The 16,786-nt window shown below is 38.4% G+C and carries 16 protein-coding genes and 2 pseudogenes; 8 read left to right on the top strand and 10 right to left on the bottom strand.

Features of this window, described 5'->3' with window-relative positions; all coding sequences use genetic code 11:
- From dmpG to LDX58_RS02545, 4 genes are read right to left on the bottom strand one after another with little or no spacing between them, the layout of a single operon-like run.
- Positions 1-1,026: a 4-hydroxy-2-oxovalerate aldolase gene (gene dmpG / locus LDX58_RS02560; RefSeq protein ID WP_227935282.1), complete on the bottom strand. Its 1,026-nt coding sequence runs from the start codon at positions 1,024-1,026 to the stop codon at positions 1-3.
- Between the two features lie 32 nt (positions 1,027-1,058).
- Complete coding sequence (locus LDX58_RS02555) at positions 1,059-1,946, bottom strand: acetaldehyde dehydrogenase (acetylating) (protein WP_227935281.1); 888 nt, start codon at positions 1,944-1,946, stop codon at positions 1,059-1,061.
- A 24-nt stretch (positions 1,947-1,970) separates the two neighbouring features.
- Positions 1,971-2,750 (bottom strand): 2-keto-4-pentenoate hydratase, encoded by a 780-nt coding sequence (locus LDX58_RS02550; RefSeq protein WP_227935280.1) that lies wholly within the window; start codon positions 2,748-2,750, stop codon positions 1,971-1,973.
- Between the two features lie 13 nt (positions 2,751-2,763).
- Positions 2,764-4,227 carry an aldehyde dehydrogenase gene (locus LDX58_RS02545; protein WP_227935279.1) on the bottom strand — a complete coding sequence of 488 codons (1,464 nt, stop codon included), beginning with the start codon at positions 4,225-4,227 and terminating at the stop codon, positions 2,764-2,766.
- Between the two features lie 223 nt (positions 4,228-4,450).
- Here LDX58_RS02545 and LDX58_RS02540 point away from each other — a divergent pair, with 223 nt between their 5' ends.
- Positions 4,451-5,236, top strand: coding sequence for an IclR family transcriptional regulator (locus tag LDX58_RS02540; RefSeq protein ID WP_227935479.1), 786 nt, complete (start codon positions 4,451-4,453; stop codon positions 5,234-5,236).
- Between the two features lie 21 nt (positions 5,237-5,257).
- Positions 5,258-6,199 carry an amidohydrolase family protein gene (locus tag LDX58_RS02535; protein ID WP_227935278.1) on the top strand — a complete coding sequence of 314 codons (942 nt, stop codon included), beginning with the start codon at positions 5,258-5,260 and terminating at the stop codon, positions 6,197-6,199.
- Positions 6,200-6,257: 58 nt separating this feature from the next.
- Here LDX58_RS02535 and pobA read toward each other — a convergent pair whose 3' ends face one another.
- Positions 6,258-7,460 carry a 4-hydroxybenzoate 3-monooxygenase gene (gene pobA / locus LDX58_RS02530; protein WP_227935277.1) on the bottom strand — a complete coding sequence of 401 codons (1,203 nt, stop codon included), beginning with the start codon at positions 7,458-7,460 and terminating at the stop codon, positions 6,258-6,260.
- Between the two features lie 140 nt (positions 7,461-7,600).
- On the opposite strand from pobA, the gene LDX58_RS26340 reads away from it, so the two are divergent.
- From LDX58_RS26340 to LDX58_RS02515, 3 genes are all read left to right on the top strand, one after another.
- Complete coding sequence (locus LDX58_RS26340) at positions 7,601-8,362, top strand: IclR family transcriptional regulator (RefSeq protein ID WP_227935276.1); 762 nt, start codon at positions 7,601-7,603, stop codon at positions 8,360-8,362.
- 30 nt (positions 8,363-8,392) lie between these two features.
- Positions 8,393-9,184, top strand: coding sequence for an IclR family transcriptional regulator (locus LDX58_RS02520; RefSeq protein WP_227935275.1), 792 nt, complete (start codon positions 8,393-8,395; stop codon positions 9,182-9,184).
- Positions 9,185-9,289: 105 nt separating this feature from the next.
- On the top strand, positions 9,290-10,498 hold the full coding sequence (locus LDX58_RS02515; protein WP_227935274.1) for a CynX/NimT family MFS transporter: 1,209 nt from the start codon (positions 9,290-9,292) through the stop codon (positions 10,496-10,498).
- 128 nt (positions 10,499-10,626) lie between these two features.
- On the opposite strand, the pseudogene LDX58_RS02510 reads toward LDX58_RS02515, so the two are convergent.
- A pseudogene (locus tag LDX58_RS02510) lies at positions 10,627-10,887 on the bottom strand (aldehyde dehydrogenase family protein); the annotation flags it as partial.
- Between the two features lie 118 nt (positions 10,888-11,005).
- Between LDX58_RS02510 and LDX58_RS02505 the strand changes: the two are divergent.
- Together LDX58_RS02505 and LDX58_RS02500 are read left to right on the top strand one after the other, a co-directional pair.
- The gene (locus LDX58_RS02505) at positions 11,006-11,887 is read left to right on the top strand and encodes a transposase family protein (RefSeq protein WP_227935273.1); all 882 of its coding nucleotides are present in this window, start codon (positions 11,006-11,008) and stop codon (positions 11,885-11,887) included.
- A 40-nt stretch (positions 11,888-11,927) separates the two neighbouring features.
- Entirely contained in the window at positions 11,928-12,314 is a 387-nt protein-coding gene (locus LDX58_RS02500; protein ID WP_227935272.1) for a hypothetical protein, read from the top strand.
- Between the two features lie 188 nt (positions 12,315-12,502).
- On the opposite strand, the pseudogene dgoD reads toward LDX58_RS02500, so the two are convergent.
- Positions 12,503-13,128: pseudogene (gene dgoD, locus LDX58_RS02495) on the bottom strand (galactonate dehydratase); the annotation flags it as partial.
- Between the two features lie 13 nt (positions 13,129-13,141).
- Between dgoD and LDX58_RS02490 the strand changes: the two are divergent.
- Positions 13,142-13,459 carry a transposase gene (locus LDX58_RS02490; protein ID WP_227935271.1) on the top strand — a complete coding sequence of 106 codons (318 nt, stop codon included), beginning with the start codon at positions 13,142-13,144 and terminating at the stop codon, positions 13,457-13,459.
- 114 nt (positions 13,460-13,573) lie between these two features.
- Here the strand turns inward: LDX58_RS02490 and LDX58_RS02485 are convergent, their stop codons facing one another.
- The 3 genes from LDX58_RS02485 to LDX58_RS02475 all read right to left on the bottom strand — a co-directional run bounded on the left by LDX58_RS02485 (position 13,574) and on the right by LDX58_RS02475 (position 16,631).
- Entirely contained in the window at positions 13,574-14,098 is a 525-nt protein-coding gene (locus LDX58_RS02485; RefSeq protein ID WP_227935270.1) for a 3-phenylpropionate/cinnamic acid dioxygenase subunit beta, read from the bottom strand.
- Positions 14,095-15,447 carry an aromatic ring-hydroxylating oxygenase subunit alpha gene (locus LDX58_RS02480; RefSeq protein ID WP_227935269.1) on the bottom strand — a complete coding sequence of 451 codons (1,353 nt, stop codon included), beginning with the start codon at positions 15,445-15,447 and terminating at the stop codon, positions 14,095-14,097. The genes LDX58_RS02485 and LDX58_RS02480 overlap by 4 nt, the downstream gene beginning before the upstream one ends.
- 401 nt (positions 15,448-15,848) lie before the next feature.
- On the bottom strand, positions 15,849-16,631 hold the full coding sequence (locus tag LDX58_RS02475) for an IclR family transcriptional regulator (RefSeq protein ID WP_227935268.1): 783 nt from the start codon (positions 16,629-16,631) through the stop codon (positions 15,849-15,851).
- Positions 16,632-16,786: the final 155 nt, after the last annotated feature.

Raw genomic sequence — 16,786 nt, 5'->3', positions numbered from 1 at the left:
TTAAACTCTAAGACTATTTTTTTTATTTGCTATTTCAGCAGCTACGTCGATAATCATATCTTCTTGCCCTCCGACGACTTTTCTCTTTCCTAGTTCAATTAAAACATCTCGAGGATCAATTTTAAATTGTTTCGCTGCTCTTTGGGCATGAAGTAAGAAGCTAGAGTATACACCTGCATAGCCCATCACTAAACTATCTCTTGTAATCTCTTGAGGCTGCGTTAAAATAGGCGCAACAATATTTTCAGCCAAATCCATCATTTTATATAAATCAATGCCGCTCTTTAATTCCATTCTCTCTAAGACAGCGACTAATACTTCTGTTTGTGTATTTCCAGCTCCTGCTCCTAAACAACGAACGCTACCATCGATTCTTGTAGCTCCTTCTTCAATTGCAACAAGAGTGTTCGCCATCGCAAGAGACAAATTGTTATGCGCATGAAAGCCTATGTTGATTGTTAAACTTTGACGTAATGCTCTAATTCTTTCCCGTACTTGATTTGGGAGTAATGCACCCGCTGAATCAACAACATAAACAGTATCAGCCCCGTAGCTCTCCATTAATTTTGCTTGTTCAACAAGCTTATTCACTGGAGCCATATGCGACATCATTAAGAAACCAACTGTTTCCATACCTAGTTCTTTTGCTAGATTAATATGTTGTGGAGACACATCTGCTTCTGTTACATGAGTTGCTACTCTTGCCATTTTCGCCCCAATTTCAGCCGCTTGTTTTAGATCGTCCTTCGTTCCAATCCCTGGAATTAACAGAACTGCTACTTTCGTTTGGTCACAAACAGATACGGCAGCTTCAATTAACTTCATTTCATCAGTGAGCGACAAACCATATTGCTGGGAAGATCCCCCTAATCCATCTCCATGAGCTACTTCCATATACGGTACCCCTGCATCATTTAATCCTCGAGCTATTTCTGTTACTTGTTCAATCGTATATTGATGTCTAATGGCGTGACTTCCATCACGCAAGGCAACTTCAGTAATAATAATATCTCGATTATCGGTCATCCAAAACATTCCTTTCTGTGAGTAGGCAAATTTTATAAAATCGCTGAGTTCAGCTTGTTTTTTGCAAGCTCTTCTGCGACTTTCACAGCTGCAGCCGTCATAATATCCAGATTTCCAGAATAAGAAGGTAAGTAATCACCTGCTCCTTCCACCTCTAAGAAAATCGTCACACGGTTGCCATCAAAGATTGGCTCTGTACGTAACCGGTAACCTGGTACATAGGATTGAACTTTCTCGGCCATTTCTTTAACAGACTTTGTAATGGCTACTTCATCCATTTTTCCTGGCTCTACAACCGCATAAACCGTATCTCTCATCAGAATTGGTGGTTCGGCAGGATTTAGTATAATAATTGCTTTCCCTCTCTTGGCACCGCCAATTTCCTCAATACCCCGCTTCGTTGTTTGCGTAAACTCATCGATATTCGCCCTTGTACCTGGACCCGCACTTTCACTTGAGATCGTCGCAACTATCTCCGCATATTCAACAGGACACACACAATTAACAGCGTGCACCATCGGAATCGTCGCCTGACCACCACATGTGATCAAGTTAACATTTGGTACATCTAAATTCGTTCCTAGATTAACAGGTGGTACAACAAAAGGTCCTCTTGCAGCTGGCGTTAAATCAAGCACTTGCTTTTCTGCTTCTTGTAATAATTTCGCGTGTCTAACATGCGCTTTTGCCGAGGTCGCATCAAAGAAAATATCTGCTATTTCGCTATTCGTTGCTAAAAATTCTTCTAATCCATTTGTAAACGTTTGATAGCCTCGCTCCTTTGCTCTCATCACGCCATCTGAATCAGGATCAATTCCAATAAGGGCTGTTAATTTAAGCGTAGCTGATCTTTCTATTTTTAACATCAAATCTGTACCGATATTTCCGGTTCCAATTATCGCTACTTTAATTTTTCCCATGTGAATCACCTTTCCCACCTTTAATTATGAAGAAAAACGTACAGAAACCTCTCCTAAATGGGCAATTTTTGCCGTGAAAACATCTCCAGGCTTTGCCTCTACAGCAGCCGAAAGAGCTCCAGAGAGAATGACTTCTCCTGCTTTTAACGTAATATCAAACTCACTTAATTTATTCGCAAGCCACGCTACACAGTTAATTGGATTTCCTAGTGCAGCCGCTCCTACGCCTGTGTTGATGATCTCTCCGTTTTTAATAAGAACCATGCCCGCTAGCGCTAGATCAACCTGATCAATCGCAACCGGCTTTCCACCCAGAACATAATGACTACTAGATGCATTGTCAGCAATCGTATCTGGTAATTTTATTTTCCAATCCTTCACACGGCTATCAACAATTTCTAAAGAAGGAAGAACATAATCTGTTGCTTGAATCACATCTAATGGTGTGACATGGGGTCCTTTAAGATTTTTTTTCAAGACAAATGCGACTTCCGCTTCTACTTTTGGTTGCATGACGCGTTGATAAGATAATTCACTTCCATTTTCTACGACCATTCCATCTAGTAAATGGCCGTAGTCTGGTTCATCAACTCCTAGTAATTTCTGCATCGCAAGTGAAGTTAAACCGATTTTCTTTCCAACAATGGTCTGACCTTGCGCTAATTTTTGTTTAATCACTTCCAATTGTACGGCATAGGCATCTTCAGTCGTAAAGGAAGCGCTTTGATCGGTTAAAGCAGCTGTTCCGACTCGGTCTTTTTCGGCTTGTAAAAGTTGTTTGGCGAATGATTCAGTTGAACTCATTGTTATTCCTCCCTTAAAGCTTAATGCAAATATTTTTTAATTCACTATAGAATTCAAAGCTGTGCATTCCGCCTTCACGCCCAATGCCGCTTTGCTTTAGTCCACCGAACGGTGTGCGTAAATCTCTTAAGAACCAAGTGTTGACCCAAACAATTCCTGCTTCTACTTCATTTGCTACACGATGTGCGCGACGAAGATCGTTCGTCCAAATCGAAGCGCTTAAACCATAATGAGAGTCATTTACTTGCGCAATCACTTCGTCTTCTAAATCAAAAGGAATGACCGTAACGACTGGTCCAAAAATCTCTTCACGGACACAACGAGCATTTCGATCAAGGTCTGTAATAATCGTCGGTTCAATGTAATAGCCTTTTTCAAATCCATCTGGACGACCGCCACCTGTACGAATCGTTCCGCCTTCTTCTCTTGCTAAATCTAAAAAGCCTAAGACACGATCATAATGTTCCTTACCAATCATAGCACCAAGATTGGATTTCTCATCAAATGGATCTCCAACCACTAGCTCCTTTGTTTTTGCGACAAACTTTTCAATGAATTCATCATAAGCAGGACGTTCAACGTAGATTCTCGATCCACATAAACACACTTCCCCTTGATTAATGAAACTTGATTTAATCGTGGTTTCTAGCACTTCATCAAGATCTGAATCAGCAAAGATAATATTCGGATTCTTTCCACCAAGTTCATATGAAAGCTTCTTAAGTGTATTAGCCGCCGCTTTCATAATCGCTGTTCCCGTTGATGTTTCACCAGTAAATGTAATTGCATCGACATCTGGATGTTCTGTAAGAGCCGCACCAGCTGAGTTCGGTCCAAACCCATGAACGACGTTAACAACGCCATCTGGAACTCCTGCTTCTTTACAAATCTCTGCTAACACTGTTGCTGTCATTGGAGTCCACTCTGCTGGTTTCATTACCGCTGTATTACCTGCTGCTAAACAAGGAGCAAGCTTCCAAGTTAATAAAAGCAATGGTAGATTCCAAGGGTTAATTAAACCAACAACCCCAACTGGTTTACGAACAGCATAGTTAATCGCTACATCATCATGCTGATAAGCTTCTGTTCCCATTGACGTCATATAATCCGCAAAGAAATGAAAGTTGTATGCTGCTCTTGGAATATCAATCGTACTTGATAACCAAATCGGCTTCCCTGTATCTAATGACTCTAAACGAGCCAACTCATCTTTTCTTTCTAAAATAAGATCTCCAATTTTACGTAAGATTTTTGAACGCTCTGTTAGCGGCATTGTTTTCCAACGACCATTAAGCGCTCTTCTTGCAGCTGTTACAGCTAGGTGAATTTCTTCTTCTCCACCTTCAGAAACCGAGCCAAGTACTTCTTCATTTGCTGGATTCGTATTTACAAATGTTTTGTTATTGATAGAATCCATATACTTTCCATTAATGTAATGTCTGCAATCAATTCCTGTTGCCGTAGTAATCGTTTTCATGTTTAATTCCTCCATTTATTAAAGTTTGTAGTGGTTACCTTTTGTTACATTTAGAATACTCAATTTTCGTACCTTATAAAACATCATAGTTCCTCTATATGCAACATCAAAAACTTTTTTTAAAAATTTTTAGATTATTCATTTTTCTCAATTAATATGATATAGTAAATTCAAATCCCATAAAAGAACACAGTTCCTCTATAAACAACAAAAGGAGGTATTCATCTTGCAGACAGAAAAAAAAGATTACACGCTATCATCGGTTAGAAATGCACTTCGCATTTTACGCAGGTTTTCTATGGATGAATCTGAGTTGAAAATTACTGATTTAGCAAAAGACTTAGACTTAGGAAAAAGTACAGTTTCAAGATTAATGTCAACATTAGCTAGTGAAGGTTTTGTAGAAAAAAATCCTGACAATCAACGTTACCGTTTAGGATTATCGATTTTATCTCTTGCCAGTGTTTGTACATCTAACTTTGAAATTCATAAAGAAGCTATGCCAGTTTTGCATGATCTTGTTGAAAAGACCGGTGAAACGTCGCATTTAGCCATTCTCGATGGGCTTGATGTCATTTACTTACATAAAGTAGAAAGTAAGCATCATGTCCGGGCATTTACTCATATTGGTAAAAGAAATCCTTCATATGCAACAAGTTCTGGAAAAGTAATGCTAGCCTTTAATGACGATCATTATGTAGAAAGGACGATTGAGAGAGGACTGGAGCCATTCACAAAAAATACCATTAGCGATCCAAAGAAATTAATGAAAGCTCTTGAAGAAATTCGCACAAATGGATATGCAATTAGCATTGAAGAAATTTTTGAAGGCGTTGTCTCTATCGCCTCTCCTGTTAGAGATTACACAGGACAAGTCATTGCATCCGTTAACATTGTCGGACCTATGCAACGTCTAAATGATCGCACAATTCCTCCAAATATTAAGAAAGTCATTGAAGCTGGTAAGCAAATCTCTGAGAGACTAGGCTACAGACCACATCATTTCTAAAATAAAAAGGAGCTGTTCATCATGCATGATTTTCATACTCACTTTATTCCTAAAGAAGTCTTAACGTGGATTAAGGACAACAAACAAACCGTAAACGCTAATTGGGTCAAGAAGAACACAGAGAAAGAAGCTTTCCTATCGATCAACAACAAATGGGCATTTGAGTTAAAACAAGAATTTACTAATGCTAGCTTGTATCTAGAAGAAAAAGAAAAAATTGGCGTTTCTCATGCGATTGTTTCACCGATCCCACAGCTATTTTTATATGAATTTGCTTCTGAGATTACAAGCGAGCTAGCAACGGTCTATAATCTTTCGCTTGCAAAGTGGTGTCGATCTAATAGCGAACAGTTATCAGCCTTAGGAACCGTTTCTCTTAACAATCCTGAGTTAGCTGCTCGTGATTTAAGAGAAGCTATGGATGCAGGGTTGAAAGGAGCCATCATTGGTCCTGGCCTAAATGGTAAACTGCTTTCAGATCCTCAGTTTACTCCTTTTTGGGAGGAAGCAAATAGCCTAAAAGCAATCATTTTTATTCATCCTTTATTATGCGAAGACCCACGTTTGAAACAACGGATGATGCCGAACTTGATTGGGGTTCCGTGGGAAACAACCATATCAGCAACAGACCTATTACTTAGCGGGATGCTAGATACATACAGTGATGTAAACATCTTATTAGCTCATGGTGGCGGCTTCCTTCCTTATCAAATTGGACGTTTAAATAAAGGATATGAGCAATGGCCTTTAGTCTCAAATGCGTTGAATAAAGAACCGATTGAATATTTAAAAGATTTTTGGTATGACAGCGTCTTATGGGATACAAACACCTTAGAATACTTAGCTAAAACGGTTGGGGAAGATCGAATTGTACCCGGATCTGACTTCCCATTTGATTTATGTTCTTGGCCTCCCATTAAAGATTTCGCAAAGGGTTCCGACTCCTTACTACGACTTAAATAATCGTTAGGGCTACCATTTTCACTAATGGTAGCCCTTTCATTTTCTAATAACGACTACTTTAGACTAGCAATGACTTCGGACTTTCCCATTCCAATGGTAAACCAATGTAGTTTTCAGACAAACTTGTTAAAGCTGCCCGAGATGAAGTTACATATTCTAATTCACTAAGCTGAATACTTCTTTCAAATGAACTATGACTAAAGTTGCGATGAAGTGTAGTTGTCATCCACGACGAGAAACGTTGCGCTTTCCAAATACGACGTAAAGCAATTTCAGAGTATCGGTTTAACATATCCGTACTCCCTGTTTGATAAAATGTCTCAATACCTCGTTTTAAAACCTGGACATCAGACATCGCTAAATTCAATCCCTTTGCACCGGTTGGCGGAACGATGTGAGCAGCATCCCCTGCGATAAATAAGCGACCGTATTGCATGGGTTCACAAACAAAACTCCGCATCGAAACAATGTTCTTTTGTATAATCGGGCCATCTGGTAACTTCCAGCCATCTTTTGTTTCAACTCTTGCTTTGAGCTCTGTCCAAATTCGATCATCCGACCAATTAGCAATATCATCACTTGGGTCAACTTGAATATAATGTCGTTGTATTTCTGGTGTCCGTGTACTTATTAAAGCAAAGCCTCTGTCGTGATTGGAATAGATTAATTCCGGATTCGCAATCGGAGTCTCAGCTAGAATTCCTAACCAGCTAAATGGATAGATTTGCTGTTTTTCCTCCCGAATTGCATCAGGAATCATTTTCCGACTTGGTCCATGGAAGCCATCACAGCCTGCAATAAAGTCACAGCTTAATTCCTCCTCTCCTCCATCATGCTTAAAGCGAATCTTTGGTGAATCGCTATCAACATCATGTAGAGTCACATCACTCACACTAAAATAAATCTCTGCACCGGCTTCAAGGCGCGCTGCAACTAAATCTTTTATTACCTCATGTTGAGGATAAACCATGATACTCTTTCCGTCTGTGAGTTCATGCATATTGACACGGTGCCTGATTCCATTATATTGGAGCTCAATTCCATGGTGAAGATGACCTTCACGCATCATTCGCTCCCCGACCCCTGTAGCGTTTAATAGATCAACGGTTCCTTGTTCAAGTACACCTGCACGAATCGTTCCTTCTATTTCTTCTCTTGACCGATTTTCAAGAATGACAGATTCAATTCCTTCAAGGTGCAAAAGATGTGAAAGCATAAGACCAGCTGGACCAGCACCGATAATTCCTACTTGAGTTTTCATCAAAATTCCCCTCTCTGTTCAATTAATCGTTGTAAACGCTTACCTAACTCATTTAAAATGTTAATATAAGAATGTTCAGAATAAAAGATCAGGTTTCTTTTATATGAAACAACTAACGAATTCTGAGGTGATTTTATAAAGTGCTAAACGAAGGGATCTTAAAATCAGTTCATAATGGGCTTTCTATTTTACGATTATTTTCAAATGAAAAATCAAATTGGGGAATCACAGAAATTGCAAATGTTCTGTCTTTAAACAAAAGTACGGTGAGTCGTCTTGTAAAAGAACTAGTAGAAGAAGGATTTTTAGAAAAGTCTGGTACAACCTATCAACTTGGGATTTCCGTGCTTTGTTTAAGCGGTGTCATTACTTCTCATTTGGAGATTTTTCGTGAAGCGAAGCCTTCTTTACATAAACTAGTAGCGAGAGTAGAAGAGACCGCTCACATTTCTGTTCTTGAAGACTCAAATATTACTTATCTACATAAGGTTGATTGCAAACAACCCGTTCATCTCATGTCTTTTATTGGAAAAAACAACCCGGCAACCTGCACGAGTTCAGGAAAAGTTCTTTTGGCATTTCAGCCAACGGAAGTGACTCATCGTGTCCTTGATAACGGACTTCCTAAATGTGGACCTAACAGCATTACGGATCGAGAAGAATTATTACAAGAACTACAAGCTATTCGCCAACAAGGTTTTTCCATTTGTGTGAACGAATTGCATGAAGAGGTTGTCAGCATTGCTGCGCCGGTTAAAGACTATACAGGTGAGGTAATGGCATCCGTAAGTATCGTCGGACCTAGTCAGAGGATGAGGAAAGATCAATTCCCTGAATACATAAAAGCAGTCACCACAGCAGGTCAGGAGATCTCGAAAAAATTAGGCTATATCCATCACTAAATTGCCGAAAAAGGTAGAGGGGAGAAATCTATGAGGTATCCAGCTCTTAACAAAGAATCGTTTTCTTCAATGAGAAATGCACTACGGCTATTAAACTTGTTTACGATTGATGAACCAGAATTAACGTTAAGTGAAATGGCTGAAAAGTTACAAATTGCCCATAGTACCGCGCACCGCTTGACTAGTACGTTGACTCATGCAGGCTACCTAGTAAAAGAGCCGATTTTAAAAACCTATCGCCCCGCTTCTTCCATTTTATCAATGGGGAACACCTTTCTATCGAAGTATCGATTATATCAAATATCTGAACCGACCCTAGAAGAACTCACAAAGAATACAGGAGAAACAGCTCATATCTCGATCTTAAAAGGAAACAAAGTTGTTTACTTATATAGAGTTGATAGTCTGCATCCTGTTCACCTACTTTCACATGCCGGAAAACAAAACCCCATCCATTGCACCAGCTCTGGACAGGTGATTCTTGCTTATCAACCGGAATTTATCATCGAAGAAGTTGTCAAGCAAGGGTTACCATTTTATACAACTAAAACGGTTACATCGCCCGTTACATTTACTAACTTGTTATCGACTATTCGAAAACAAGGATTTGCGATTAGCCAAGAAGAAATGCATAAAGGTGTTTCATCTATTGCAGCACCTATTAGGAATACTCAAGGTAAAGTTATGGCATCGGTAAGCATCGCAGGCCCCACAACTAGAGTGAATCAATTAAAAATAGATCAATTTGTTAAATTAGTAAAAGCAGCAGCTAATAAAATTACTGAAGAGTCTAATAAACTATTAAAAACATCCAATTCCTAATCATATGTTCTTCTATAAGTAATCATGTCCTTGTTATCATTTACATAAAGTGTAAAATGAATGGAGGGAATTATTTATAGAGCTTCTACTCAGAAAGAGGTGTCCATGAATACAAGATCATTATTCACCTATAAAAACCTTCTATTTCTTATTGGAATCATTTTTGTAGCTTTTAATTTACGTTCATCTATTACAGCTGTTGGACCTTTAATTGGATTCATTCGTGCAGATACAAACCTTTCTAACAGTTCCATAGGCTTACTTACTACTTTACCCTTACTAGCCTTTGGTATATTCTCAACCCTCGCACCAAGGTTGGGACGGAAATGGGGAAACGAAACAACCGTATTTATCGCTTTAATTATTTTAACTATAGGAATACTTTTTCGTTCAATCGGGATGGTTTTTGCTTTGTTTGTTGGAACAGCAATGTTAGGGCTAGGAATCGCCATCTGCAATGTCTTAATTCCAGGTATTGTTAAAAATGAATTTCCTGAAAAGACGGGAGTCATGACGGGTGTTTACATAACTTCGATGGCTACTATGGCAGCACTCGCATCTGGAGTCAGTATTCCTTTGGCACAAGGGGGCAATCTAGGCTGGGAAAAGTCCCTTTCCGTTTGGGCTATTTTAGCAGGAATTGCTGTCATCATTTGGATGCCACAATTACGAAATAAGCAAAAAACAACTACAGTTTCCAAATATTCAAAAAGTTCGATTTGGTCTTCCTCCCTTGCATGGCAAATAACTCTTTTCATGGGTTTGCAATCTTGTATATTTTACTGCATCATTGCTTGGGTTCCTGAAATCCTTGTTAGTCGCGGGGTCGACATACCAACGGCAGGATGGCTTTTAACGCTTACTCAAATTGCTGGTCTACCAGCAACTCTTTTCATCCCCATTTTAGCAGGGCGTCTAACGAACCAAAGGAGTATTGTTTTAGTCATTACTTTTCTTTATTTTTTTGGATTCCTAGGACTCTATTTCGGAGGGAATATCGGGGTTATTACCCTTTATATGATCTTCTTAGGTGTCGCACAAGGAGCTGGGATCAGCTTGTCTCTAAGTTTGTTTGGTTTACGATCTCAAAACACCTATGATGCCGCTAATTTATCTGGTATGGCACAATCTATAGGGTATCTATTAGCTGCGATGGGGCCTCTTATTATGGGTATTTTCTTTGATATATTTCAGTCTTGGACACCAGCTTTCCTCTTATTTTTTAGTCTTTCAATTACAATGGGGATTTTTGGATTATATGCTGGTCGGAGTCAATTTGTTTTCCAGTCGGAACCCGAAAAACTTAGAGCTTAACTATTACAAAGCAATCCTTATTTTTGACACTCTTCTATTATTGATTATTTATTCCCCTAGAATAATAGTTATTAAATGAGCCAACCCGCTTCATGAAAGAAGCGGGTTGGCTCATTAGATTTTTTGTATTAAAAAGCAAACTGACGATACTTCGTTTGCACCGACACCCATTTGGTCGTCGTAAACTCCTCCACCACCCACGGGTTTCCAAAACGCCCTAGTCCACTCGCTTTATTTCCACCAAACGGAATATGAGGAGCGTCATTGACCGTTTGATCGTTGAAATGCGTCATTCCCGCATCCACCTGCAAGGCGAGTTCTTCCCCGCGCTCAAGATCACTCGTGAAGATCGCCGAACTTAGCCCATGTTGCGTATCGTTGGCCAGCTCTGAGGAGTAAAAATTCTTCGGGATAATTTTCGACAATACTAACCCTAAAATATGCTAAATATGAGATAATTTAACTACAATAACACTGTCATACAGGGCGTTTTAGGGGGATTTCATTTTGGCTACGAGAAGAGAGAAAAGAGAACAGGAAAAAGAAATAAATTATTTTGTCGAGTTCCTAAAAATTCAGAAGCATTTTTTCAAAGAGCTTACAAATAAACTAAAAAAGGTAAAAGACCACCGATCACAAAACTATATCACCTACGGTTCAGAAATTATTTTATTTACCATTCTATTGAAAAATATGACGGGTTTGAAATCCATGAGAAGCATGAGCGATGGTTTTAATAAAGAGGAATGTATCGAGAATATAAGAACAGTTTTAGATTTGGAGTTTCTAGAGGAACTGCCTCATTATGATACCATTAACGATTTTCTTTCTAGACTAGAAGTGACGGAACTAGAGGAAATCAGAAACTATATGATAAAGGAACTGTTAAAAAAGAAATGTTTTGACTCGTACAGAATAGAGGGGAAGTATTGGGGAGTCATTATTGATGGAACTGGAGTACACACCTTTCATGAGAAACATTGTGACCATTGTTTGAGAAGGAATTCTACCAATAAAGAAACAGGAGAAATCAAAACGACTTACATGCACCATGTACTCGAAGCAAAATTAGTAGTAGGTGACATGGTTTTTAGCATTAGCTCGGAATTTATCGAAAATGAATCGGAGGATGTCACCAAGCAGGATTGTGAACTAAAAGCATTCCATAGACTGGCGAAGAAACTAAAACAAACATTCAAAAGGTTACCTATTTGTATCATAGGAGATAGCCTTTATGCATGCGAATCTGTATTTAGTCGTTGTGATGAGTATAAATGGAAATACTTATGCCGATTTAAAGAAGGCAGAATCAAAAGCATTGCGTCCGAATTCAAATCAATAAAAGAAGGAACAAAGTCAAAAGCAGGATCATCTTTTTTGGGCAAATGACATTTCCTATAACGAAAGAACCGTTAATCTTATAGAATCCATGCTAGAAACAGAGGATGGAAAAAACATTCAGTTTGTATTTATCACCGACTTAAAAATAACAAAGAAGAATGCAGAAAGACTGATTGTCGCGGGTCGGAGCCGTTGGAAAATCGAAAACCAAGGCTTTAATCAACAAAAAAATATTCGTTATCAGATTGAACATGCCAATAGTCACAATTACACAGCAATGAAAAATCATTATCTCCTTGTCCAAATTAAAAACATCATCATACAGCTTTACGAAAAGGGATCAATCGTTTTTAAAACTCTCAAAAAAACGGCAAAAGAAAAATCCTCAAACCTGTTAGAAGCGATTCGGAGCCGCAAGATAACAGACGAGGATTTAGCTACTCTGGCAAAACCAATACAAGTAAGGTTTACCTAGCCATTTTATTATAGCAGAGGATGTGATGCGAAGAAAAGGGTAAAACCCCGAATTTCCAATTAAATACAACTAAAGAAAACAGGTTAGTCTTTTTGGCAAAAAAATAGATTAAGTATACTGGTAAAATTTCACTTTTTAAACGAAATGATTTTACCGATTAGAGTGATAATAGAAAAGTTTACTCTTCACAGCTGATATGCTTCCGCCATAGTTGCAATTTTTTTGTTTCTGTGATTCCTCCAGCATGAGAGAGATCTGGTTGAATAATATCAACATAGCCGTCAGCTAAAATAGATTTAAAATCCCATCTAGAGAACATGCGCTCACCTGTTGCAATCGGTATATGGGTACAATTTGCAATTTCTCTTAACGCTTCATTATTTTCTGCTAGAACTGGTTCTTCTATGAACATTGGGCGGTAAGGTTCCAACTCTTTAGCCAGGATTTTGGCCATCGGCTTATGAACTCTACCATGAAAATCGATCCCTATTCCAATATCATTGCCAACCGCTTCTCGTACTGCTACAATCCGTTCAATGGTTTGGTCAACTTTATCGTAGGAATCAATACACTGCATCTCTTCCGTTCCGTTCATTTTGACTGCCGTGAAACCAGTTTCTACTACCTTTTTAGCCGCTACCCCTACGTCCGATGGTCGGTCTCCACCTATCCATGAATAGACACGAATCGAATCTCTACATCCCCCGCCCATTAAGTCATATACAGGTGCATTATAATATTTTCCTTTTAATTCCCAGAGTGCTTGGTCGATCCCAGCAATAGCACTCATCAAAATAGGTCCACCTCTATAGAAAAGGATACCCTTCATGTGTTTAATCGAGGGTACTTTGATTTCCAAAAAATTTGATGATTATTGTAAGAACAATATTCGCTTCTGTACTCGAATTAAGGACAATACAATCATCCATGTCATTGAAGAACTCCCTGTGAATCCGTCATCAGCGATTCTACGAGAAGCTGTGGTTAAACTAGGAAAGATGAAATATCCAGTTCGATTAATTGAAACACAAGATAGTCAAGGAAATCTTATCAGAATCATCATTAATGATGCGAAAATGAGTGCAAAGGAAATCAGTGATCTGTACCGGAATCGCTGGCAAATTGAATTGTTCTTTAATGAATGAAGCAACACTTGGTTCTTAAAAAGTTATGGAAAGAGTTCAAACGCTGTTTACAATCAAATTTACATAGCTATGATTACTTTCTGCTTATCGTTATTGATGAAAATAGTAAACTCCTTACAAAAACATACTCATATTCATTGTCGTAATAACTGATTGATCAGGAAAAATGGTACGGGAAGCTATTTTCCATTGATCACCAACCTTTTGTACTATATCATTACGTTGTCCAAACATTTCTTCTATATCAGTAGTTGAACCTCTACTTCTTTTGAATAGAAAGTAACTTCGTACTCGATATTGATTCGCTTGATCACCCGGTTCAATCATCACATTTGAAATGAAATGTCGTTGACGTGTTGCTGGATTTTCAACCCAAGCTGATTTTGTATAAAGTCTGTTTACCCTAGTTCGAAGAGAGCCTTTTGTTTCTTCAAAAAAAGCAGAATCGATGGAGATATTTTCAATATTCACCCCTTCGACTGTCTCACGTAGGGGCATCTTATACTCAACCTCATCTGATAATAAATCTAGCCATTCCTTGTACATTCGATTATCTAAATAATACGCTTCTTGATAAAGAAGATTCGTAATTTCATCTTTCATCTCAAGCGTAATTTTTGATTTTACTTCGTTACTCATTTGCTCTCCTCCTTTACAGAGTTGTTTGCTGTTAGTAAATCAAGCCAATGCTCATGCATTCTTCTTGATAAAGCATCACAATAGGTTGTTGGGTATGCAACACCCGGTCCAGGAAAAGTTTTATCTTGCTTCACATGACTAAAGCCCATAAGATAGTTGCTTACATTATTATAATTTAATTCTTTATCGCGCATCATCGAGGCACCACTTACTTCAACAATACGTGCCCATGTTTCCGTATCATCTTGCTCTAGAGTACCAGTTGGGCCAAACGAACCGAGATAACCTCTGTAGGCATCAGCCTTGTATTCTTCTGGGGCTGCCTTATCAATCATAAACCAACACCAAACTTCTACTTTATCTGGGCCGAGCGGTCTCCATACTCTAAAATTGAGGTAATTATGTAAATGCCCTTCTGTTCCATGAATAGGACTTACAAAAGAAAGATTCGGATAAACTCCTCCAACAAAGACCGTGACTCTTTCTAGAATATCAGCTTGTTCAGGCGTTAAGTTGCGCTGAAACATTGGCCACATCGACTGCGGCATACCCTGGAATTCTGATCTTGAACGTCCTGTTTTTGAGGTAATCACATTAATGCCATGCGCATTCTTCATGACAACTTGGTGGCCATACCCCGCATAAAGTGGATCTTCTGGACTAATCCCCATTTCAACCGTAGATCGATGAGTCGTCTGAACATGATACGGGTCTGCTGCAAAGTTTTCCGCTGTTGATTTCCAGTTTGCTTTTGCAACCCAACGTTGCGGAAGGCCAATGACTTCCATCCCACCATCGCTTCTACCTAGTAACATATCAAAATACCACTTCATTTCTCCCAAATAATCTTCCAACGTTTCTGCATTAGGATCTAGGCAGCCAAAAATCATCCCACGGTAACTTTCTAGTTTAGGAATCTCGCGCAATCCCCATTCATCTTTAGACATCTCTTCCCCATACACCTTGTTACCAGCGACAATTCCAACTAATTTACCATCTAAATTATAGCTCCAGCCATGATACGGACATGTAAACGTTTTCTTTTTTCCGCGATCAGCTGTACATAATTGCGTTCCACGGTGTGTACAGGAATTAAGATATGCTTTAATTTGCTCTTTACTGTCTTTAACAAGTAAAATTGGATCATTTACCATCCATCTCGTTACATAGCTTCCCGCTTCTTTTAATTCAGTTTCATGGCCTAAAAATTGCCATGTCGTTCCGAATACCTTCTCCTTTTCTAGCTCATAAATATCAGGATCTGTTATCACCCATTGTGGTAATAACCCCTCTGCCATCTTACCCTTTAATTGCTTAATTAACGGTTCATCCAATTCTCTCTTAATCATTTGAGACGTCTCCTCTCTTTAATTAACAATAATATAAAGCGTCCTGAAATTCGCATTGTGAATCGTAAGTTCCTATAATGAACTATGTATCTTAATTTTACCCATTTATTTCCGTCCTGTCAATATTAAATGAATATTCAAATAAATTCCCATTCATTAATTAGCTAATATAACGGCATCAGGGTTCACCTACCACTGAATAACAATTAGTCAGTAAGATTTTCGGTTAACAAATGCACATAAAATTTAATGATCATACAGAAAAAAGAAAGACGAAAATCGGTCTGATTTCCGCCTCTCTAAACTTGGTATGGTATTAACCTCTATTTCGAACCTGTAATATATAGTAATACCATCTCATTTTAAACTTTCTCTAATCATCAAACATCTCTTTCTTTTCATTATCGTTTAGATAATGATTGCCCCATCTGCATCGAAATTTTAACGGCTGCTTTCTTGATTTTTTCAATTAATTGTATTCGTCTTTCGCCTTCCATTTTGAAAGAGGGACCTGAAATGGCAATCGAGGCAATTGCCTTATTTTTGCCTTGAAAAATGGGTGCGGCAATTGCGGTATAGCCTATAAAAGTCTCGTCTTCGTCAATAAATACATTTTCCACCCTGATCTCTTTAAGTCGTTGTAAAAATACACCTTGGTCCGTAACTGTCTTTGGGGTGTGTGGTTCAAGCGGATATGCTTTAAGAAGCTTATTAATGAACTCCTCATCCATATAAGCGAGGAGGATAATTCCTAGAGCCCCGTTATGTAAAATTCGTCTCCGGCCGACGAAGTTATTAGGTTGAAGTCCTTCATCACTATCGAATCTTAAGACATATTGAATCGTTTCAGATTGAGGCTGTGCGAGAATCACAGAGTGACCTGTTTCTTCATGTAATGCCAATAGGATGGGCTCAGCCTCTCTTCGTATATCTAGATGTTCTAGCACGATTCCTCCATACTCTAATAGCTTTGTTCCAAGCCGATATTCATTAGTCTTTTGATTGTATTGGATCAGATAGTTACGTTCTAACGTCCAAAGTAAACGATAGGTTGTCGTTTTAGCTAATTTCGTTTGTTGCATAATTTCATCAATTGACAGTTCCGTATTTTCAAAACTAAAACAGTTTAATATTTGAATGGCTCTTTCTAATGATTGAATTGGCTCTAAGTTAAGTTCTCTCATGATTAACCTCGGTTTCTATAAGCGATTGTTCCTATATTTAACCATCAATCTACTTTTTTATCAAATCAAAAAAACCTCACTCTATAACCTGAGTTTATCATTAGGTACTATATAATATAGAAAAAAAGGGAGTTATTGTAGAAATAATATGAAGA

This window comes from Alkalihalobacillus deserti, assembly GCF_020734105.1.
In the GTDB taxonomy this organism is placed as follows: Bacteria; Bacillota; Bacilli; order Bacillales; family Bacillaceae_D; genus Halalkalibacter; species Halalkalibacter deserti.
Note: the sequence above shows the minus strand (reverse complement) of the source record. Positions and strands in the feature narration are given on the sequence as shown.